Raw genomic sequence first — 20,047 nt, 5'->3', positions numbered from 1 at the left:
AAGCAGAAGAAGGTTGCCGATCCGTCGGTGCTGGAAGTGCTCAAGCCAATCGTCTACGAGCAGCGTGAAGTCACTGACGAGGACATCATCAACTGGATGATGATCCCGTTGTGCCTGGAAACCGTTCGTTGCCTGGAAGACGGTATCGTCGAAACCGCTGCCGAAGCTGACATGGGCCTGGTCTACGGTATTGGTTTCCCTCCATTCCGTGGCGGTGCGCTGCGCTACATCGATTCCATCGGTGTTGCCGAGTTCGTTGCCCTGGCCGACCAGTACGCCGATCTGGGCGCGCTGTACCACCCGACCGCGAAGCTGCGTGAAATGGCCAAGAACGGCCAGAGCTTCTTCGGTTAAGCGCCCACACTAGAGCGAGAGTGAACATATGAGCTTGAATCCTAGAGACGTCGTGATTGTCGACTTCGGTCGTACTCCGATGGGCCGCTCCAAGGGCGGCATGCACCGCAACACCCGCGCCGAAGACATGTCGGCGCACCTGATCAGCAAACTGCTGGAACGCAACACCAAGGTCGACCCGGCGGAAGTCGAGGACGTGATCTGGGGCTGCGTCAACCAGACCCTGGAGCAGGGCTGGAACATCGCGCGCATGGCGTCGCTGATGACCCAGATCCCGCACACTTCGGCCGGCCAGACCGTCAGCCGCCTGTGTGGCTCGTCCATGAGTGCCCTGCACACTGCTGCGCAAGCGATCATGACCGGTAACGGTGACGTGTTCGTGGTCGGCGGCGTCGAGCACATGGGGCACGTGAGCATGATGCACGGGGTCGATCCGAACCCGCACATGTCCCTGTACGCGGCGAAAGCCTCGGGCATGATGGGCCTGACTGCCGAGATGCTGGGCAAGATGCACGGCATCACCCGTGAGCAGCAGGACGCCTTCGGCGTGCGTTCCCACCAGCTCGCCCACAAGGCGACTGTGGAAGGCAAGTTCAAGGACGAGATCATCCCGATGCAGGGTTACGACGAGAACGGTTTCCTGAAACTGTTCGACTACGATGAAACCATTCGTCCCGAGACCACCCTGGAGAGCCTGGCGGCCCTGAAGCCGGCGTTCAACCCTAAAGGTGGTACCGTGACCGCCGGTACTTCGTCGCAGATCACCGACGGTGCCTCGTGCATGATCGTGATGTCGGCCCAGCGTGCCCAGGATCTGGGAATCCAGCCGCTGGCAGTGATCCGTTCCATGGCGGTGGCGGGTGTGGACCCGGCCATCATGGGCTATGGTCCAGTACCGGCCACGCAGAAAGCCCTGAAGCGCGCGGGCCTGGGCATCAACGATATCGACTTCTTCGAGCTCAACGAAGCTTTCGCCGCACAGGCCCTGCCAGTGCTGAAAGATTTGAAAGTGCTCGACAAGATGAACGAGAAGGTTAACCTGCACGGCGGCGCGATCGCCTTGGGTCACCCGTTCGGTTGCTCCGGTGCGCGTATCTCCGGGACCCTGCTCAACGTCATGAAGCAGAATGGCGGCACCTTTGGGGTGTCCACCATGTGCATCGGCCTGGGCCAGGGCATCTCGACCGTCTTCGAACGCGTTTAAGCGTTGGGTTGATGGAAGCCGGGGCCCTGTGCCCCGGTTTTTGTTTTTCTGAAGATTTATTTGTTTTTATTTTGAAAAGAATTGCACGAGGGCCAGAGCATGCAGTTACAACCCGGGCTCTATCAGCATTACAAGGGGCCGCAATACCGCGTTTTCAGCGTGGCACGGCACTCGGAAACGGAAGAAGAAGTAGTGTTCTACCAAGCCCTGTATGGGGATTACGGCTTTTGGGTACGCCCCTTGAGCATGTTCCTGGAGTCGGTCGAAGTTGACGGCGAGCAGGTCCCACGCTTTGCTTTGGTGCAGGCCGAACCCAGTCTTTTTTCACCGGCTTGAGCGCAGGTCGCGCAGTACCCCGCGCTTGACCTCACCTTGTTGCCACTATATATAGCGGGGCCGCGTCAGGCGCCAACCGCCTTTCACTTCTCGAATTCAGGAATTTTCTGATCCATGGGCAAATCGCTGGTCATTGTGGAATCCCCGGCTAAGGCCAAGACCATCAACAAGTACTTGGGCAACCAATACGTGGTGAAGTCGAGTATCGGCCATATCCGAGACCTGCCCACCAGCGGTTCGGCGAGTGCCGCCAAAGAGCCAGCCGCCAAGCGTGGCAAGGCCGCTGCGGGCGAAGCCCCGGCCTTGTCGCCGAAGGAAAAAGCGCGTAAGCAGCTGGTGTCACGCATGGGCGTCGACCCCGAGCACGGCTGGAAGGCCAAGTACGAAATCCTTCCTGGCAAGGAAAAGGTCATTGAAGAGCTGCGCCGCCTTGCCAAGGATGCCGACACCATCTATCTCGCAACGGACTTGGACCGCGAAGGGGAAGCCATCGCCTGGCACCTGCGGGAAGCCATCGGTGGTGACGACAGCCGCTACAAGCGCGTGGTGTTCAACGAAATCACCAAGAAGGCGATCCAGGAAGCCTTCTCTCAGCCGGGCGAGCTGGATATTCATCGAGTCAACGCCCAGCAGGCTCGTCGTTTCCTCGACCGTGTGGTGGGCTACATGGTTTCGCCGCTGTTGTGGGCGAAGATCGCTCGTGGCCTGTCTGCCGGCCGCGTGCAGTCGGTAGCCGTGAAACTGGTGGTGGAGCGCGAGCGTGAAATTCGTGCCTTCATCCCCGAAGAATACTGGGAAGTACACGCTGATCTGGGCACCGCCAAGGGTTCGAATGTGCGTTTTGAAGTGGCCCGTGAAAACGGCGAGGCCTTCAAACCGCTCAACGAAACCCAGGCCATGGCTGCCCTGGAGAAGCTCAAGGCTTCGGCCTACAGCGTCGCCAAGCGCGAAGACAAGCCCACCAGCAGCAAGCCGTCGGCGCCGTTCATTACCTCCACCCTGCAACAGGCCGCGAGCAACCGCCTGGGCTTCGGGGTGAAGAAGACCATGATGATGGCCCAGCGTCTGTATGAAGCTGGCTACATCACCTATATGCGTACCGACTCCACCAACCTCTCGGCTGATGCCGTGGCGATGGCGCGGACTTATATCGAAGACGAGTTCGGCAATAAGTACCTGCCGGCCTCGCCTAACGTCTACAGCAGCAAGGAAGGGGCCCAGGAGGCGCACGAAGCGATTCGTCCGTCCGACGTGAATACTCATCCAAGCAAGCTGTCGGGCATGGAACGTGACGCTGAGCGGCTCTACGAGCTGATCTGGCGCCAGTTCGTCGCCTGCCAGATGCTGCCGGCGCAATACCTGTCCACCACCGTCAGCGTCGCTGCTGGCGACTTCGAGCTGCGCGCCAAGGGCCGCATCCTCAAGTTCGACGGTTACACCCGGGTCATGCCGCAGATCAGCAAGCCGGGGGACGACGACGTATTGCCGGACATGGCTCAGGGCGAAGTGCTGAAGTTGATCAAGCTCGACCCGAGCCAGCACTTCACCAAGCCGCCGGCGCGCTACTCCGAAGCCAGCCTGGTGAAGGAAATGGAAAAGCGCGGTATTGGCCGTCCTTCGACCTATGCAGCGATCATTTCCACCATCCAGGATCGCGGTTACGTGACCTTGCACAACCGTCGTTTCTATTCGGAAAAGATGGGCGATATCGTCACTGAGCGTCTCTCCGAGAGCTTCTCCAACCTGATGGACTACGGCTTCACTGCCGGTATGGAAGAGAACCTCGATGACGTGGCTCAAGGCGAGCGCGACTGGAAGAACGTCCTTGACGAGTTCTACGGCGACTTCAAGAAGAAGCTCGAAGTGGCCGAGGGCGCTGAAACCGGCATGCGTGCCAACCAGCCGGTGATGACCGATATTCCGTGCCAGACCTGTGGTCGGCCGATGCAGATTCGTACCGCCTCCACTGGCGTGTTCCTGGGTTGCTCGGGTTACAGCCTGCCCCCCAAAGAGCGTTGCAAGGCCACCGTCAACCTGGTGCCTGGCGACGAGATCGCCGCGGACGACGAGGGTGAATCTGAGTCCCTGGTACTGCGTGGCAAGCATCGCTGCCCGATCTGCAGCACGGCGATGGATGCTTACCTGCTGGATGAAAAGCGCAAGCTGCACATCTGCGGTAACAATCCGGATTGCGCCGGCTACGAGATTGAAGAGGGCAGCTACCGGATCAAGGGCTATGAAGGTCCGAGCCTGGAATGCGACAAGTGCGGCAGCGAGATGCAGCTCAAGACAGGTCGTTTCGGCAAGTTCTTCGGTTGCACCAATCCGACCTGCAAGAACACTCGCAAGCTGCTGAAAAGCGGTGATGCGGCGCCGCCGAAGATGGACCCGGTGAAGATGCCTGAGCTGAAATGCGAGAAGGTCAACGACACCTACATCCTGCGCGATGGTGCTTCGGGCCTGTTCCTGGCTGCCAGCCAGTTTCCGAAGAACCGCGAGACTCGTGCACCGCTGGTGCTGGAGCTGATCCCGCACAAGGATGAGATCGATCCGAAGTATCACTTCCTCTGCGAAGCGCCGAAGAAGGACCCGGATGGTCGTCCGGCCGTGGTGCGCTATAGCCGCAAGACCAAGGAGCAGTACGTACAGACCGAGGTCGATGGCAAGCCTACCGGCTGGCGTGCCTTCTACGATGGCGGCACTTGGAAGGTCGAAGACAAGCGTTAAGCGACTGTTGTGCTGGGGGACTTGTTTTCTGGCACATCGATGAAAAAGGCCGCATGACACCTTCGGGTGTCATGCGGCCTTTCTTTTGTCTTGCGGCAAGTTGGCGTGATCCTTGAAACTGTGCCGTCCGCATCCGGTTCTCTTCCTATAGTGGAGGCTGCCTACATGGCCCACGAGCTCTATACCCGTACCAATCAGAAGATCTACTTTGCCGGCTTGTCCCTGGAAGCCCTGGGTCGAGCTGAAGAGGGGCGGGCGATGAACGCCCAGGCGCTGGTCCAGGCCGGGCGCGAGTCGGTGTTGTTTCATCTCTATGGAGCCTTGCTGGGGCTGTGTCATGAGATTGCCGGTTTCTACCGCTTGCCCCAGGCCAATGCTCCCCAGGTCGAGCAAATCCTCAATCGTGAGGTTCTGCAGAGCATTGCCATTCCCGAGCTGGCGGAATTGGTGGAGCTGGCGCATAGCCCGCAAACCTGGCTGGCGCAATTGTTGTCCGCCTATGGGGAGCTGTTCCAGCCGCCGCGTGCGCCGCACAAGCCCAAGGGGGACGTGACTCAGCCGCTGATTGTGGCGGTCAACCTGGATGAAGAGGAGTCGGAGGAGGGGTTGGGTCGTGAAGAGCTGGAGAGCTGGCGACAGAACCTCAAGGCCCTGGCCATTCGCTTTCGTGACGGCTTGAACGAGTGTTAAGCCTGAGCCTCGCTTGATGCGCGGCGCGTTTAATTGATCAAGGAAGATTCATGTTGTTCTTCTTGCGTGACCAGGCGCTGGTTCGCCTGCTGAGCGATTGCCAGATGCGAGTCATCAACGCTCAGTCCAGGGCGGATCTGCTGGAGGTGCTCGACCGGCTGGAGATATTCCCCGGCGGCCTGGAATTCGATCATGTGCAGTCTATAACGCTCCTGGTGCTGGCGTTTGCCGCGCTCGCGGCTGGGTTGTTGATGGATGGCATGGGCGGAATGTTCTGGGTGTTTGTGGCTCTTTGTTTCTTCAGCTACCGGGTCAGCAAAGGCGCTTCTGGGGCGTTGACGGATCTGGCGGCGAGCATTACCCGCAAGTGCATGATGTTGGGCAACGACTTGAGTGAATTCGACAGTACTGCCGACTGGCGCCTGAAGAGACTGGACAACGAGTTCACCGATTACCAACGAGGCAGCGAGAGTGAGCGGCGCCGTATCGTGGACTCGCTCCAGGGGGTGTATCGAGGAGAGCGGCATTCGCTGGCATTCGAGTATCACCATCTACGATATGTGATCTCCAGTCGCGAGCGCGAGGCCAGTGGAGGCTTCAGGACGGTTTACACGAACTACCACCGCTACAGTCTGGTGGTGGATTTTCCTTGGGTGAGAGAGATTGCGGTTCGATCCAGCCCCTTGGAAATACAGCTGTCGGGACAGCCCTTCAAGACCGATCGTGACGATTTCAATCAGGCCTTTGTGCTGCGCGGCATGGACTCCGCCCTTTGTGAGCGCTTCGCCATGCCCGCGACGCTGGATCTGTTGATGGAGCTTTCGTGTCAGCTCCATGGGGTCAATCTGGAGTTCTCCAGCCAGGGACGGCTCTGCCTGAGCTTCAACAATGAAGACACCATGGCCTATGCCGATCCGGGGTTGCTGAGTGATCTGGCGGTCTTTCGTGAGCGGATCGAGGCTGGCATCGAGTTACCGAAGTTGTATCCGCTGTTGGGGCTGATAGAGCGGCTGGCCCAGCAGCACGACGGTCATGTTGTTCCTGCTACCGTTCCACAGGCTTCTGAATCCGGCGCTTTGATCAAGGAAGAGTGATGCAGTTTCTCAAGCATGATGCCGAGCTGGTCCGGTTGCTGGCCAGTTGCGATTCGGAAGTTGCGCGGGCCAGGTCCAACGAGGATTTGCTGAAGATCATCGACAAGCTCAGTACCTTCAAGGGTGGGTTGGAGTTCGACCATGCCCAGTCCCTGGTGCTGTTGATGCTGGCTATTGCTGCGGCCGTGCCTGCCATGGCCGGTGTGATCCCCATGGTGTTTGTCGCGGCGGGCCTGGGTTTTGCCAGTCTGTACATCTGGATGAGCCGCAAGGCGGCCTTTGACGAGCTGCCGAAGAAGATAGCCCGTAAATGTGCGTTCCTCAGTAATGGTCTGTGGGACCCGGGTGGGTCAGCTGATGAGCGTTTCAGTCAACTGAGCGGTGAGTTTGACGACTATGACCGTGGCAATGACAGTCGACGCATTGAGTCTTCGGCCAGGGGGACCTTTCAGGGAGCTCGGCATGAGCTTTCCTTTGTCTTTCATCACCTGCGTTATGTGAATTCTCATATCAAGAACAAGTCCGATGGCGAGTCCGAGCGGGTGTACGAGAGCTTCGATCGCTTCAGCCTGGTGGTGGACTTCCCCTGGGTTAAGGGCGTGACAGTGCGCAGCAATCTGCCGGATAAAAAAATTGCCAAGCGCAAGGTTTTCGAGACCACCTTCGATGACTTCAACAGGACCTTCATGTTTTGTGGCGATAGCGAATTGGCCTGCGCGAGATTTGCGACGCCCACCACCCTGGTTTTCTTGCTGAGCCTTTGCCGGCGGCTGAAGAATGTGAACCTGGAATTTTCCAGCCAGGGCCACTTGTGCCTGAGTTTCGATGATGCCGAAGTGATGGCTTATCAGGACCCGGGAACCTTCGATGACCTGCCGGGTTTCTACGCAAAGATCAAGCAAGGGTTGAAATTGCCGAACCTGTTTCCGGTTCTGGCCCTTGTGCATGAGTTAGCGGAGTTGCAGGACAACAATTTTGAGCTTCCGCTGACAGTCACTGATGATATGGAGCAGTAGGGTATGGAGTTGTTGTTAGTCATTGCGATTGTCTTGGGTGTTCTTGCCTATGTGCATTACAACAAGATCGTTAGTGCTTATAACCGCGTGCAACGGGCCTGGTCGGATGTGCTGACCTACCAGAGGCAGAAGATCAAGGTGCTGGATGTGCTTGAGCCGCAAGTGGCCGGTTTTCAGGCTTACGAAAGCCAGTTGCTGGAGAAAATAGTCGGGCTCCGTAGCGCTATCGCCAGCTTGCCGTCTGTGGCGGATGGCGACGCGCTGAAGTCGGTGGATCAGGGCACCAAGGCGTTATTGGGAGGGTTGAACCTGGCGTTTGAAGCCTATCCCGAGCTCAAGTCTGCTGGGCTGATGAACAACTTGATGCGTGAAGTTGCCGAGCAGGAAAGCAATGTCAGCGGCGCCATTACTCTGTTCAATCTGAATGTGGAGCATTTCAATAACAGCATTCAGTTGTTTCCCGGCTCGCTGGTCAATCGGTTGACCCTGAAAAAGTCACGGGTCACGCCGTTTTCCGACAGTCAGGCGTCGGCGGGTTTCGAATATAAGCCGAATTTCTAAGGGGTTCTGCTGCGTCACTGTGGCAGGTTAGGGAAAGCGTCTATCGGATGGAGAAGGGAAGGGAGAGCGTCGAGCGGTCGTTGCTGTCGTGCAAGATCCTGAGCGAGGCGGGGGTCATGACTGATATAATCCCCGCCTTTCGTGGAGACCAGACCTTTATGCCAACGTCCTTTCTAGAAATTGTCGAATTGCCAGACGGCCGTATCGAGCTGCGCAGAGCTGAGGACGAGGGTTCTCTGGTTACTTTGGATTTCTCCGAGGACGCCAAGGCCTTTTTGCAAGGGCAGCATGTGGAAGTGGCCAAGGCCATGTTGAGCGTCGGCGTGCAGATGGCCGGACGCCTGGTTGAAGGTGAAATCGACAAAGAAGACGGTCCACGGGTTCTTCACTAAGCCCGTTTATCGGTTTTCTTCCGGTTACTCGTCATATTTATCTCGGCTTCTCAATCCTGGAGAAGCCTCGCGTCATTCAAGCGCATTTAGCGACTTCCCGGTGTTTATCCCAGGCGAATATTCAGGCTTTGCGCATCACCTGTGCGTGCTGCGCTGATCAGTTGTTGTCGGGCGCTGCCGCTTAGTGGGTTCAGCCAACTGACCACGGTATGGCTGCGGCCCAGGCGTAGGGCTTCACAAGCCAGCTGCTGCGGGCTTTGATTGCCCCGTGGATGCAGCAAGAGGATGCGCTCGCGATTCAGTCCTGCTTCCCGCAACCAGTTCTGAGTCAGGCTGGGTGGAGGGGCGATCAGGGTCAGCCAGCGAGCGTCCTGATCCTGGCTCAGCTCCCTGAGAATGGGGGCCAGAAGGTTCAGGCAGTTCCCGGTGGCGCCGCGTAACGACAGTTCACTGAAGGCTTCTGGATCTTTGCTCCAGGGCGATTCGACCACTTCCTTGAGTACGGGCGCCAGTGGCTGGGCCAGGAACGCTTCGAACAGTGGCAGTTGTGCTTGCTGTGGTGTCTGGGGGAACTGCATGGAGCCTCCTTTAGCGGCGAATGACGCCGACACTCAAGCCTTCGATCACCAGGTCCTGATCTTTCAGGTTGACTTCGATGGGGGCAAATTCAGGATTCTCGGCGATCAGCCAGACCTTGCTGCCTTCGCGTTTGAAACGTTTGACCGTGACCTCGTCGCCGATCCGTGCGACTACAACCTGGCCATTGCGGGCTTCGCGGGTGGTGTGCACCGCGAGCAGGTCGCCGTCGAAGATGCCGATGTCCTTCATGCTCATGCCTTGTACCCGAAGCAGGTAGTCGGCGCGAGGGTGAAAGAAGGTCGGATTGATGTTGCAGGACTCTTCGATGTGCTGCTGGGCCAGAATGGGGGCGCCGGCGGCAACACGACCAATGATGGGCAGCGAGTCGTCGGTCTTGGCTTCGAAGCCGGGGATACGGATGCCGCGAGAGGCTCCCGGAGTCATCTCGATGGCGCCTTTGCGGGCCAGGGCCTTGAGGTGTTCTTCGGCGGCGTTGGGCGATTTGAAGCCCAGCTCCTGGGCAATCTCGGCGCGGGTGGGAGGATACCCATTGTCTTCGAGGCAGCGTTTGATAAAAGCCAGAATCTCAGCTTGGCGTGGCGTCAGTTTTAGCATGTCGATCGCTCTGTCTTTTTATACAGTGACTGGGATTATATACAGTGAACGTCACTTGGCAATCCTCCTTTTTCCCGGGGCGGCCGGGCGGTCGTCATCTTGATGGTGGAATCCGCGGCCGAACGCTGGCTACAGAGGTCCGCAGGTATGATTAAATAGCGCGCCGGACGGCCTCTGCGGCGGCTGGCAGGCTTGACATTGCAGAGCCTGAAACGTATGTTTCAAACAAGTGTTTGTCAGGCGGAGTAGCCATGGCCCAGTCGGAAACCGTTGAACGCATTCTCGATGCTGCCGAGCAGTTGTTCGCGGAAAAAGGTTTTGCCGAAACCTCGTTGCGGCTGATCACCAGCAAGGCCGGGGTCAACCTGGCGGCAGTCAACTATCATTTCGGTTCCAAGAAGGCGTTGATCCAGGCAGTGTTCTCGCGCTTCCTTGGGCCTTTCTGCATCAGTCTCGATCGCGAACTGGAGCGGCGGCAGTCAAAACCGGACAGCAAGCCGAGTCTCGAGGAACTGTTGGAAATCCTCGTCGAGCAAGCGCTGGTGGTGCAGCCTCGTAGCGGCAACGACCTGTCAATCTTCATGCGTCTGCTGGGGCTGGCCTTTAGTCAGAGCCAGGGCCATTTGCGGCGTTATCTGGAAGATATGTACGGCAAGGTATTTCGCCGCTATATGTTGCTGGTTAATGAAGCGGCGCCGCGTATTCCTCCCATCGAGTTGTTCTGGCGTGTGCACTTCATGCTGGGTGCTGCGGCCTTCAGCATGTCCGGGATCAAGGCATTGCGCGCCATCGCCGAGACTGATTTCGGGGTCAATACCTCCATCGAGCAGGTGATGCGGCTGATGGTGCCGTTCCTCGCTGCCGGCATGCGTGCCGAAACCGGGGTCACGGACGAAACCATGGCTAGCGCTCAGCTCAAGCCGCGTAGCAAGTCGGCCCCGGCAGTCGCCAAGGCTTGACCTCACGGGTGGGCGCGACAGCTTACATCCGCTAAGCTAGCCGCCCATGCCGATTCTCGTTTTTACCCCCTGTGCTTTCCTCTCGTCGATGCCGATCGGTTTGGGCGTGTCCATCGCGGATGCGGCCCTGCCTGCGTCTCCAGGAAGCCATCGCTGATGGCGCGCGCATTTGTGATTAAGGAAATTTTATGACCGTTGGCCTGCAAGGCTCCTTGATGGTGGACGTCGCCGGTACCTGGCTGACGGCTGAAGATCGCCAAATCCTGCGTCAGCCGGAAGTGGGTGGATTGATCATCTTTGCTCGCAATATCGAGCATCCACGCCAGGTGCGGGAGCTCAGTGCGGCGATCCGCGCCATCCGCCCGGACCTGTTGTTGGCGGTGGATCAGGAAGGCGGCCGGGTGCAGCGGCTACGCCAGGGCTTCGTTCGTTTGCCGGCCATGTGCGCCCTCGCGGACAACCCGAATGCCGAGTACTTGGCTGAACAGTGTGGCTGGATCATGGCCACCGAAGTGCTGGCTGTGGGCCTGGATCTGAGCTTCGCTCCGGTCCTGGACCTTGATCATCAGCGCAGTGCGGTGGTGGGCAGCCGGGCTTTCGAGGGGAGTCCGGAACGCGCGGCGCTGTTGGCCGGGGCCTTTATCCGCGGCATGAACAGCGCCGGGATGGCGGCCACGGGCAAGCATTTTCCCGGGCATGGCTGGGCCGAGGCCGATTCCCATGTGGCGATTCCCAACGACGAGCGCAGCCTGGATGAAATCCGTGCCAAGGACCTGCTGCCGTTCGCTCGTCTGAGCAAGCAACTGGCGGCAGTGATGCCGGCTCATGTGATCTACCCGCAAGTCGACCCCCAGCCGGCCGGTTTCTCTCGGCGCTGGCTGCAGGACATCCTGCGCGGCGAACTGCAATTTGACGGGGTGATCTTCAGTGATGACTTGTCCATGGCCGGCGCTCATGTGGTGGGGGATGCCGCGAGCCGGATCGAGGCAGCTCTTGGTGCCGGTTGTGACATGGGTCTGGTGTGCAATGACCGTGCTGCGGCCGAGTTGGCATTGAGCGCGGCGCAGCGCCTTAAAGTGCAGCCGTCGCCGCGCATTGCACGGATGCGTGGTCAGGCGTTTGCCAATGTCGAGTACAAGCAAGACCCTCGCTGGCTCAAGGCCCTGGAGGCGTTGAGGGCTGCCCAGTTGATTGACTGAGGACGCCGGCTAAATGGGCGCCAGGAGCAACTCCCGGGTGCCCATATTGGGTCAGCGGCCGGCTTTCTTGTCCGGCAGCGGGGCGAACAGGGCTTCGATGTCTTCGCTCTGCAGCTTCCAGTCGCCGGCCTTGCGCCCGTCCAGCACGCCTGCCGCCAGGTCCGACTTCTCTTGTTGCAGGAGCTGGATCTTCTCCTCCACGGTGCCTCGGGCAATCAGCTTGTAGACGAACACCGGCTTTTCCTGGCCGATGCGGTAGGCACGGTCGGTAGCCTGGCTCTCGGTCGCCGGGTTCCACCATGGATCGTAGTGGATCACGGTGTCGGCCTCGGTGAGGTTGAGACCTACGCCGCCGGCTTTGAGGCTGATCAAAAAGATCTGCAGCCTGCCGCTCTGGAAATCCCGCACTGGCGTGCGCCGGTCCCGGGTCTGGCCGGTGAGCAGGGCGTAGGCGATTTTGCGTCGTTTGAGCTCGGCTTCGATCAGGCTCAGCATCGAGGTGAACTGCGAAAACAGCAGAATGCGCCGGCCTTCTTCGAACAACTCCTCAAGCATCTCCATCAGGCTGTCGAGTTTGCCTGACGAGCTGCCCCGCGCCGGGGGCGAGTCGTTGACCAGACGCAGGTCGCAGCAGACCTGGCGCAGCTTGAGCAGGGCTTCGAGGATGATGATCTGGCTGCGCGCCACGCCTTTGCGAGTGATCTCGTCGCGGACTTTCTTGTCCATGGCCAGGCGCATGGTTTCGTAGACATCACGTTGCGCCTCGTTGAGCTCGACCCAATGGATGATCTCGGTCTTGGGCGGCAACTCGGTGGCCACCTGCTCTTTGGTACGGCGTAGCAGGAAGGGTTTGATCCGGCCGTTGAGGTGCTGCAGGCGCACTTCGCTGGCGTGCTTTTCGATGGGCACTCGGTAGTCGCGGTTGAAGCTCTTGGCGTCGCCGAGCCAGCCCGGCAACAGAAAGTGGAACAGCGACCAGAGTTCACCCAGATGGTTTTCCAGGGGCGTGCCGGAGAGGCACAGACGCTGTCGGGCATTAAGCTCCCGCGCGGCCTGGGCAGCCTTGCTCGACGGATTCTTGATGTACTGAGCCTCATCCAGAATCAGCATGTGCAAGGGCTGGGCTGCCAGCAGCTCGACGTCCTTGGGCAGCAATGCGTAGGTGGTCAGCAACAGGTCGTATTCGGCCAACTGCTTGAAGTGTTTTTTGCGCCCGGCACCGTACAGTGCCAGCACCTTGAGCTGGGGAGTGAAGTGCGCCGCTTCGTCCAGCCAGTTGGGAATCAGGCTGGTGGGCATGACCACCATGCAAGGGCGGTCCAGGCGGCCGGCGTTTTTCTCGCTGAGGATATGCGCCAGGGTCTGCAGGGTTTTGCCCAGGCCCATGTCATCGGCGAGGATGCCGCCCACTTCCAGTTGGCGCAGTGACTGCATCCAGCTCAAGCCTTCCTGCTGATAGGGGCGCAGGGTGGCATTCAACCCCTCCGGTACCGGCGCCGAGTAGTCCTTGATGTCGCGCAGGCGCTGGGCAAAGGTGCGGATATGTTCGCCGCCTTCCCAGAGTAGCGGCAGGTCCTGCAGTGAGTTCAGGCGCGTGGCATCGGCGCTGCTCAGGCGCAGGGTGGTTTCCCCGGGCTCCTGCAGATAGAACTCCCCCAGGGTGGCCAGCACCGGTTTCAGGCGGCCGTAGGGCAGTGCCACTTGCAGCGGGCCGTGCAAGGAGTTGGGACGGTTGGGAATGTTCACCAGGATCAACTCATCGTCACGGCGCCTGGCCAGGCGCTCCGGGTTGAGGAGCTCGGTGTGGGAGCGCATCAGGTTGAGCAGGATCGGCAGCAGGCTCAGACGCTCGCCATTGACGATGATCCCCAGTTCCAGGTCGAACCAGTCGCGCCCGGGGGCTTCGTCGACACTGGCGTACCAGTCGTCCACTGCTGTCAGGTCGAAGCCGAAGCCATCGTCGATCTGCAGCTCCCAACCCTGGTTGCGCAGCTTGGGCTGCTCATTGAGAGTGAAGGTCAGCCAGGCACTGTCGTTGACCATCTCGAACAGCTCGCCGGCACTTTCCGGTAACGCCTTGCTTTGCCGGGTGGCGATCTTGAAACCCAGGTTTCTCAGTTGTTCGCGCCAGCCTTGTTCCTGCTCGGGGTGACGCTTTATGCGCAGGGTCTGATGTTCCTGGCGGATGATCACATCGGCATTCTTCTGGCCGCTGACGTACTCGCCCATGTAGTTGAATGACAGTGCGGCACGGTGCTGGATATAGCGCTGCATTTTGCCGTTGCGTGGTTCGAAGGCGCTGAATTCGATGCTTGCCAGCCACAGGCGCGGCACGGGTTGAACATTCTCCAGCAACTGCTGTGGCAGGGCGGCGGGGCGGCGGCTGTCGAGGACGGCGGAGAGCTTCTCCAGCAGTTCGGCATCCTTGGCGGCAGCGGGGTAGGCCAGGGTCTCTTCCACTTGCAACAGTACGGCGGCGATATGTTTGCAGTTGCTGCGGACCGGACAGGTGCAATGGGCGTCGATCAGCAGCAGGTTGCCCTTGCTCGATTCTCGCAGGCTGATGTTCTGCCGATAGACATTGCCCCCGGAGCCTTCGCAACTGGCGGTGATAGCGCTGTCTGCGGCGGTAACGATGCGCACACGTCTTTCCAGGGTGTAGCGCCGGCCGCGCTCCAGGGTTTGTTCCTTGAAGCGATTGACCCAGGACGGGGCCAGGGGTTTGGTCAGGGGCGGGGTCATAGGGACTTCGATCAGTCCGGTATTTCAGTTGGAGCAGGGCGCGGCGCCGGTGCGGTGAGCGAGGTGATCTTGATCAGCAGCGCCAGGTGGCCGTTGTCCAGGTAGTTGAGCTGACCGTTTTTGGTGTGGCTTTGCTGCTTCAGGCGCTCGCTTTGGGTGACCAGGCCATTGCTGTCGATCTGGTTGATCCAGAAGTCTGCGTCCACATCGGTGAAGCGCCCGAGCTTGAGGTTCAGGGTGCCCTCGATGGGGAATTGGCCGAATTGCTCCGGCCCGTCGCTGAGGGCCACCTTGACCGGGGTTTCCCCCAGAGTCTGCTGCCAGGCCTTGTGCAGCAGCACGCTGTAGTTGCCGCTGGCGTTGAGCTTCTCGACGATCCCGCCCAGGGACGGGGTGCGCTGGCTGTCCGGGCTCAGGTGTTGAGCACCGGCGGCCCAGTCTTCCGGGGCGGCACGGCTGAGGATCTGCGGCTCGGCATTCTGCCGGACAAGGATCATTTCCACCTGGTACAGGTCGTCGGCAAACGCCATCGGCGCGACCAGAGTCAGGAGCAGGGTCAGGGAGCGGAACAGGCGCATGGGGCGTCCTTCAAGCAGTTTTCGGGGTGAGGCGTTCAAACAGCGCCTCCAGTGTATTAAAGCGCTCTTCCGGGCGTTCCATTGGCACCATGAACTTGAACAGGGTTGCGCCTTCGAATTTGTAGCGTTTGGGTTGGCCCTGGATCAGTTTGATCAGCGCCAATGGGTCCACTGGAGTATCCGCGGCAAACTCGATGCGCCCGCCTTGAGGGCCGCCGTCGACCTTCTTGATTCCCAGGGTTTCGGCCTGGAGTTTCAGCAGGGTCAGGCGGATCAGGTTCTTGGTGGGCTCGGGCAGCAGGCCGAAGCGGTCGATCATTTCCACTTGCAGATCCTTCAGGCCGTCCTCGTCGGTCGCCGAGGCGATGCGCTTGTAGAGGATCAGGCGGGCGTGGACATCCGGCAGGTAGTCCTCGGGAATCAACGCCGGCAGGCGCAGGTTGATTTCCGGGCCGCCACCCAGGGGTTGGTCGAGGTTCGGCTGTTCGCCCTTGCGGATGGCTTTCACCGCGCGCTCGAGCATCTCCATATAAAGGGTGAAGCCCACAGCCTGGATCTGCCCGCTCTGGCCGTCGCCCAGCAGCTCGCCGGCGCCACGAATTTCCAGGTCGTTGGTGGCCAGCACGAAACCGGCCCCCAGGTCCTGGGTGTTGGCGATAGCTTCCAGGCGCTTTTCGGCGTCCGGGGTGATTTGCTGGCGCGGGGGTGTCAGCAGGTAGGCGTAGGCCTGGTGGTGACTACGGCCGACCCGGCCACGCAACTGGTGCAGCTGGGCCAGGCCGAACTTGTCGGCGCGCTCGATGATGATGGTGTTGGCGCTCGGCACGTCGATCCCGGTCTCGATGATGGTCGAGGCGATCAGCACGTTGAAGCGCTTGTGGTAGAAGTCGCTCATCACCTGTTCGAGTTCGCGTTCGCGCATCTGCCCATGGCCGATGCCGATCCGTGCTTCGGGCACCAGTTCCGCCAGGTCGGCGGCGCATTTCTCGATGGTTTTCACGTCGTTGTGCAGGTAGTACACCTGGCCACCACGCAGCAGCTCTCGCAACAGGGCCTCTTTGACCGTGCTCTTGTTCTGCTCCATGACAAAGGTGCGCACCGACAGGCGTCGCGCCGGTGGCGTGGCGATGATCGACAGGTCGCGCATGCCCGAGACCGCCATGTTCAGGGTCCGAGGGATCGGCGTTGCAGTCAGGGTGAGGATGTCGACTTCGCTGCGCAGGGCCTTGAGCTGTTCCTTCTGACGCACCCCGAAACGGTGTTCTTCGTCGATGATCACCAGCCCCAGGTTCTTGATCTTCACATCGTCCTGCAGCAGCTTGTGGGTGCCGATGACGATGTCGATCTTGCCTTCGGCCAGGTCCGCCACTGCGGCATTCACTTCCTTGGTCGATTTGAAGCGACTCATCACTTCCACGGTCACCGGCCAGTCGGCGAAACGGTCGCGGAAGCTGTTGTAGTGCTGTTGGGCGAGCAGGGTGGTAGGCACCAGGATTGCCACTTGCTTGCCGCCGTGGACTGCAATAAAAGCGGCGCGCATGGCCACTTCGGTCTTGCCGAAGCCCACGTCGCCACAGACCAGTCGGTCCATCGGTTTGCCCGAGAGCATGTCTTCGCGCACGGCCTCGATGGTGCTTTGCTGGTCCGGGGTTTCCTCGAAGGGGAAGCCGGCGCTGAAGGTGGCGTAGTCGGCCTTCGGGTCGGCAAAGGCATAGCCTTCCCGGGCGGCGCGGCGGGCATAGATGTCCAGCAACTCGGCCGCCACGTCCCGCACCTGTTCGGCGGCTTTGCGCTTGGCTTTCTGCCAGGCTTCCGAGCCCAGGCGGTGCAGCGGTGCGAGGGCGTCGTCGCTGCCGGTGTAGCGGGCGATCAAGTGCAGGTTGGCCACGGGCACATAGAGCTTGGCGCCCTCGGCGTATTCCAGAGTGAGGAATTCGGCGACCTGATTGTCGATTTCCAGTGTGGCCAGCCCCAGGTAGCGGCCGACACCATGATCGATGTGCACGACCGGCGCGCCTTCACGCAGCTCGGTGAGGTTCTTGATCACCGCGTCGTTGTTGGCATCGGCGCGTTTTTCCCGGCGCCGGCGCTGCATCACGCGCTGACCGAACAACGGGCTTTCCGCCACCAGGGCCAGGGCCGGATCGTCCAGCACCAGACCTTCGTCCAGTGGAGCGATAGTGATCGCAAGGCGCTCCTTGCTGGCGACGAAATCCGGCCAGCTGTCGACGGTCTTCGGCCGCAGCTTGAGGCGTTCCAGCAACTCCAGCAGCACTTCCCGGCGGCCGGCGGATTCGGCGGTGAACAGCACTCGGCCGGGGAATTCGTCAAGAAAGCCCGAGAGCGCCGCCAACGGCTGGTTGGCCTTGGCTTCGATGGCCAGGTTGGGCAACTCGTGGGCCGGGAAACGCTCGCGGCCAACGCCGGTCTCGATGTCCTGTTGGCTGGCCACCACGCGCGGCCAGTTTTTCAGGCGGGCGAAGCAGTCTTCCACCGGCAGGAACAGTTCCGCCGGGGGCAGGAGGGGGCGCGATGGATCGACGCGGCGTTCTTCGTAGCGGTTGCGCACATCGTTCCAGAAGTTTTCGGCGGCCTGCTCGATGCCCGGCAGGGAGAACACCTGGGTGTCCTGGGGCAGGTAATCGAACAGGGTCGAGGTTTCTTCGAAGAACAGCGGCAGGTAGTACTCGATACCGGCCGGGGTAATCCCGCTGCTCAGGTCCTGGAAGATCGGGCAGCGGCGGAAGTCCACGTCGAAGCGTTCGCGAAAGCGCGCCTTGAAGCGGGTCACCGCTTCTTTCTGTAGAGGGAATTCCTTGGCCGGCAACAGGCGCACCGAGTCGACCTTGTCGATGGAGCGCTGGTTCTCCGGATCGAAGGTACGCAGGGTCTCGATTTCGTCGTCGAACAGGTCGATGCGGTAAGGCAACTTGCTGCCCATGGGGAACAGGTCGATCAGGGCGCCACGCACAGTGAATTCGCCGTGTTCATAGACGGTGTCGACGTAGCGGTAGCCGCTGGCCTCCAGGCGGGTGCGCATCTGTTCCACATCGAGCTTCTGGCCAACGTCCAGCACCAGGCTGCTGCCCAGCAGGAATTGGGTCGGCGCCAGGCGGTGCAGGGCGGTGGTGATCGGCACCACCAGTACGCCGTGCTCCAGTTCCGGCAGCCGGTACAGGCTGGCGATGCGCTGGGAAATGATGTCCTGATGCGGCGAGAACAGATCGTAGGGCAAGGTTTCCCAATCGGGGAAATGCAGCACCGGCAGATCCGGGGCAAAGAAGCTCAGCTCCTGTTCCAGCCGGTCAGCGCTTTGGCTGTCGGCAGTCAGCAGGAGGGTAAAGCGCTTGGCAGCGCTGGCGGCTTCGGCGATGGCCAGGCTCAGGGCGGCACCGGGCAGATTGCCCCAATGCTGTTTACCGGCGGCGGCAGGGAGTAGCGGTAGACGCAGGACGGGCACGGACGGTCAAGCTCCAAGCGTTGCGACAAAGTCGGTAATTGTAACGGCCCCGGGTGGCCACTGTCAGTGGTTGATGCGTCTATTACGCCGGTTGGGGGAAATGTAGTGGCTATGACAACAAAATGCGCTTTTTACAGCGAAATGTAGTGCCGGAACGGGCTGGTGTTACGGAGGGTTACAGACAGGTTGTTGGTCTGTTCAAAAAATTGACGGTGCTGGAAGCCCCGGTTTTACTGGGCTGTAGCGCAGCGATATTTTTTTGCAAGGGCTTTTTGTTACCTTCCGCACGACAGGCGCGCATTGCTACGAGAGGGACTCGGCGTCATAATGTAGCCCCTTTTTTCTGCCCCTACATGTGGAAGGTTCCCGTGACTCAGAAGCCCGACCAGTGTCTTGGTGAATGGATCGACCGTGAAGCACTCGCAGAAGCGATGATTCCGCTTATCGGTCAGCTTTACCGCAATAACAATGTGGTGAGCTCGATCTATGGCCGCAGCCTGATCAACCAGTCTGTCATCGCGATTCTCAAAGCCCACCGCTTTGCTCGCCACCGTTCCTCCGACGATAGCGAACTCTCCGTCCACGAAACATTCCCTCTGCTTAAAGCCATGAGCGAGCTCAAGCTCGGCGCAGCTTCGGTAGACCTGGGCAAGTTGGCGTTCAAATTCCGTAACGAAGGCAATGGCCGCAGCGCCGAGCAGTTCGTTCGCGAAGAAATGGCTGATGTGGTTGGCCAGCAAAATGCTTCGGCTCGCAAAGGCACTGACGTGGTGCTGTACGGCTTCGGTCGTATCGGCCGTCTGCTGGCGCGCATCCTGATCGAGAAAACCGGTGGTGGCGACGGCCTGCGTCTGCGGGCCATCGTGGTGCGCAAAGGTGCGGAAAACGACCTGACCAAGCGCGCCAGCCTGCTGCGTCGCGATTCGGTGCACGGTTCGTTCAACGGCACCATCACCATCGACGAAGAAAACAACACCATCACCGCCAACGGTAACCTGATCCAGGTGATCTACGCGAAGAACCCGACCGAGGTGGATTACACCCAGTACGGCATCAAAGACGCGCTGCTGGTGGACAACACCGGTGTATGGCGTGACGCCGATGGTCTGGGTCAGCACTTGGCCTGCCCGGGTATCGACCGCGTTGTTCTGACCGCGCCTGGCAAAGGCAAGCTGAAGAACATCGTGCACGGTATCAACCATGCCGAGATCACCGCTGACGACAAGATCGTGTCCGCCGCTTCCTGCACCACCAACGCCATCGTGCCGGTGCTGAAGGCTGTGAATGACAAGTTCGGCATCATCAACGGTCACGTTGAAACCGTTCACTCGTACACCAACGACCAGAATCTGATCGACAACTTCCACAAGGGCGATCGCCGTGGCCGTAGCGCTGCGCTGAACATGGTGATCACCGAGACCGGTGCTGCTACCGCTGCTGCCAAGGCCCTGCCTGAGCTGGCCGGCAAGCTGACCGGTAACGCAATCCGCGTTCCAACGCCAAACGTGTCGATGGCCATTCTCAACCTGAATCTTGAGAAA

16 protein-coding genes and 1 pseudogene are annotated in these 20,047 nt (G+C 60.1%); 12 read left to right on the top strand and 5 right to left on the bottom strand.

Going from position 1 to position 20,047, the window contains the following annotated elements; all coding sequences use genetic code 11:
- The 9 genes and pseudogenes from fadB to BLX41_RS05175 form a co-directional block, all read left to right on the top strand.
- Window positions 1–354 (top strand): annotated as a pseudogene (gene fadB, locus BLX41_RS34510) (fatty acid oxidation complex subunit alpha FadB); the annotation flags it as partial.
- Window positions 355–382: 28 nt separating this feature from the next.
- Window positions 383–1,558, top strand: coding sequence for an acetyl-CoA C-acyltransferase FadA (gene fadA / locus BLX41_RS05210; RefSeq protein ID WP_102879017.1), 1,176 nt, complete (start codon window positions 383–385; stop codon window positions 1,556–1,558).
- A gap of 99 nt (window positions 1,559–1,657) precedes the next feature.
- Window positions 1,658–1,894: a DUF1653 domain-containing protein gene (locus tag BLX41_RS05205; protein WP_019093731.1), complete on the top strand. Its 237-nt coding sequence runs from the start codon at window positions 1,658–1,660 to the stop codon at window positions 1,892–1,894.
- A 114-nt stretch (window positions 1,895–2,008) separates the two neighbouring features.
- Entirely contained in the window at window positions 2,009–4,621 is a 2,613-nt protein-coding gene (gene topA / locus BLX41_RS05200; protein WP_123724035.1) for a type I DNA topoisomerase, read from the top strand.
- A 165-nt stretch (window positions 4,622–4,786) separates the two neighbouring features.
- Complete coding sequence (locus BLX41_RS05195; protein ID WP_123724034.1) at window positions 4,787–5,311, top strand: DUF6586 family protein; 525 nt, start codon at window positions 4,787–4,789, stop codon at window positions 5,309–5,311.
- 50 nt (window positions 5,312–5,361) lie between these two features.
- Complete coding sequence (locus BLX41_RS05190) at window positions 5,362–6,405, top strand: hypothetical protein (RefSeq protein ID WP_123724033.1); 1,044 nt, start codon at window positions 5,362–5,364, stop codon at window positions 6,403–6,405.
- Complete coding sequence (locus tag BLX41_RS05185) at window positions 6,405–7,421, top strand: hypothetical protein (protein WP_123724032.1); 1,017 nt, start codon at window positions 6,405–6,407, stop codon at window positions 7,419–7,421. The genes BLX41_RS05190 and BLX41_RS05185 overlap by 1 nt, the downstream gene beginning before the upstream one ends.
- 3 nt (window positions 7,422–7,424) lie before the next feature.
- The gene (locus tag BLX41_RS05180; RefSeq protein WP_123724031.1) at window positions 7,425–7,982 is read left to right on the top strand and encodes a LemA family protein; all 558 of its coding nucleotides are present in this window, start codon (window positions 7,425–7,427) and stop codon (window positions 7,980–7,982) included.
- A gap of 158 nt (window positions 7,983–8,140) precedes the next feature.
- Window positions 8,141–8,374, top strand: a complete 234-nt coding sequence (locus BLX41_RS05175) for a hypothetical protein (protein ID WP_011060267.1) — start codon at window positions 8,141–8,143, stop codon at window positions 8,372–8,374.
- A 104-nt stretch (window positions 8,375–8,478) separates the two neighbouring features.
- On the opposite strand, the gene sulA is transcribed toward BLX41_RS05175, so the two are convergent.
- Both sulA and lexA read right to left on the bottom strand, forming a co-directional pair.
- Entirely contained in the window at window positions 8,479–8,952 is a 474-nt protein-coding gene (gene sulA / locus BLX41_RS05170) for an SOS-induced cell division inhibitor SulA (RefSeq protein ID WP_123724030.1), read from the bottom strand.
- 10 nt (window positions 8,953–8,962) lie between these two features.
- Window positions 8,963–9,568: a transcriptional repressor LexA gene (gene lexA / locus BLX41_RS05165; RefSeq protein ID WP_123724029.1), complete on the bottom strand. Its 606-nt coding sequence runs from the start codon at window positions 9,566–9,568 to the stop codon at window positions 8,963–8,965.
- 251 nt (window positions 9,569–9,819) lie between these two features.
- On the opposite strand from lexA, the gene BLX41_RS05160 reads away from it, so the two are divergent.
- Window positions 9,820–10,527: a TetR/AcrR family transcriptional regulator gene (locus tag BLX41_RS05160; RefSeq protein WP_123724028.1), complete on the top strand. Its 708-nt coding sequence runs from the start codon at window positions 9,820–9,822 to the stop codon at window positions 10,525–10,527.
- Between the two features lie 200 nt (window positions 10,528–10,727).
- Window positions 10,728–11,726, top strand: coding sequence for a beta-N-acetylhexosaminidase (gene nagZ, locus BLX41_RS05155; protein WP_185073397.1), 999 nt, complete (start codon window positions 10,728–10,730; stop codon window positions 11,724–11,726).
- 51 nt (window positions 11,727–11,777) lie between these two features.
- On the opposite strand, the gene BLX41_RS05150 is transcribed toward nagZ, so the two are convergent.
- From BLX41_RS05150 to mfd, 3 genes are read right to left on the bottom strand one after another with little or no spacing between them, the layout of a single operon-like run.
- Window positions 11,778–14,468 (bottom strand): DEAD/DEAH box helicase, encoded by a 2,691-nt coding sequence (locus BLX41_RS05150; RefSeq protein WP_123724026.1) that lies wholly within the window; start codon window positions 14,466–14,468, stop codon window positions 11,778–11,780.
- A gap of 11 nt (window positions 14,469–14,479) precedes the next feature.
- Window positions 14,480–15,046: a CsiV family protein gene (locus BLX41_RS05145; protein WP_123724025.1), complete on the bottom strand. Its 567-nt coding sequence runs from the start codon at window positions 15,044–15,046 to the stop codon at window positions 14,480–14,482.
- A 10-nt stretch (window positions 15,047–15,056) separates the two neighbouring features.
- Window positions 15,057–18,506: a transcription-repair coupling factor gene (gene mfd, locus BLX41_RS05140; RefSeq protein WP_123724024.1), complete on the bottom strand. Its 3,450-nt coding sequence runs from the start codon at window positions 18,504–18,506 to the stop codon at window positions 15,057–15,059.
- 353 nt (window positions 18,507–18,859) lie between these two features.
- On the opposite strand from mfd, the gene BLX41_RS05135 reads away from it, so the two are divergent.
- Window positions 18,860–20,047, top strand: a 1,188-nt coding sequence (locus BLX41_RS05135) for a glyceraldehyde-3-phosphate dehydrogenase (protein ID WP_259744441.1), incomplete at its 3' end; no start/stop codon positions are given.

The sequence above is a fragment of the Pseudomonas protegens genome (assembly GCF_003732485.1).
GTDB lineage: Bacteria > Pseudomonadota > Gammaproteobacteria > Pseudomonadales > Pseudomonadaceae > Aquipseudomonas > Aquipseudomonas protegens_B.
Note: the sequence above shows the minus strand (reverse complement) of the source record. Positions and strands in the feature narration are given on the sequence as shown.

Coding starts and splice junctions, on each gene's coding strand:
- BLX41_RS05190 (WP_123724033.1), top strand. CDS start 5,362: ATGTTGTTCTTCTTGCGTGACCAGGCGCTGGTTCGCCTGCTGAGCGAT.
- BLX41_RS05145 (WP_123724025.1), bottom strand. CDS start 15,046: ATGCGCCTGTTCCGCTCCCTGACCCTGCTCCTGACTCTGGTCGCGCCG.
- topA (WP_123724035.1), top strand. CDS start 2,009: ATGGGCAAATCGCTGGTCATTGTGGAATCCCCGGCTAAGGCCAAGACC.
- BLX41_RS05175 (WP_011060267.1), top strand. CDS start 8,141: ATGCCAACGTCCTTTCTAGAAATTGTCGAATTGCCAGACGGCCGTATC.
- BLX41_RS05160 (WP_123724028.1), top strand. CDS start 9,820: ATGGCCCAGTCGGAAACCGTTGAACGCATTCTCGATGCTGCCGAGCAG.
- fadA (WP_102879017.1), top strand. CDS start 383: ATGAGCTTGAATCCTAGAGACGTCGTGATTGTCGACTTCGGTCGTACT.
- BLX41_RS05150 (WP_123724026.1), bottom strand. CDS start 14,468: ATGACCCCGCCCCTGACCAAACCCCTGGCCCCGTCCTGGGTCAATCGC.
- BLX41_RS05195 (WP_123724034.1), top strand. CDS start 4,787: ATGGCCCACGAGCTCTATACCCGTACCAATCAGAAGATCTACTTTGCC.
- lexA (WP_123724029.1), bottom strand. CDS start 9,568: ATGCTAAAACTGACGCCACGCCAAGCTGAGATTCTGGCTTTTATCAAA.
- BLX41_RS05205 (WP_019093731.1), top strand. CDS start 1,658: ATGCAGTTACAACCCGGGCTCTATCAGCATTACAAGGGGCCGCAATAC.
- BLX41_RS05185 (WP_123724032.1), top strand. CDS start 6,405: ATGCAGTTTCTCAAGCATGATGCCGAGCTGGTCCGGTTGCTGGCCAGT.
- sulA (WP_123724030.1), bottom strand. CDS start 8,952: ATGCAGTTCCCCCAGACACCACAGCAAGCACAACTGCCACTGTTCGAA.
- BLX41_RS05180 (WP_123724031.1), top strand. CDS start 7,425: ATGGAGTTGTTGTTAGTCATTGCGATTGTCTTGGGTGTTCTTGCCTAT.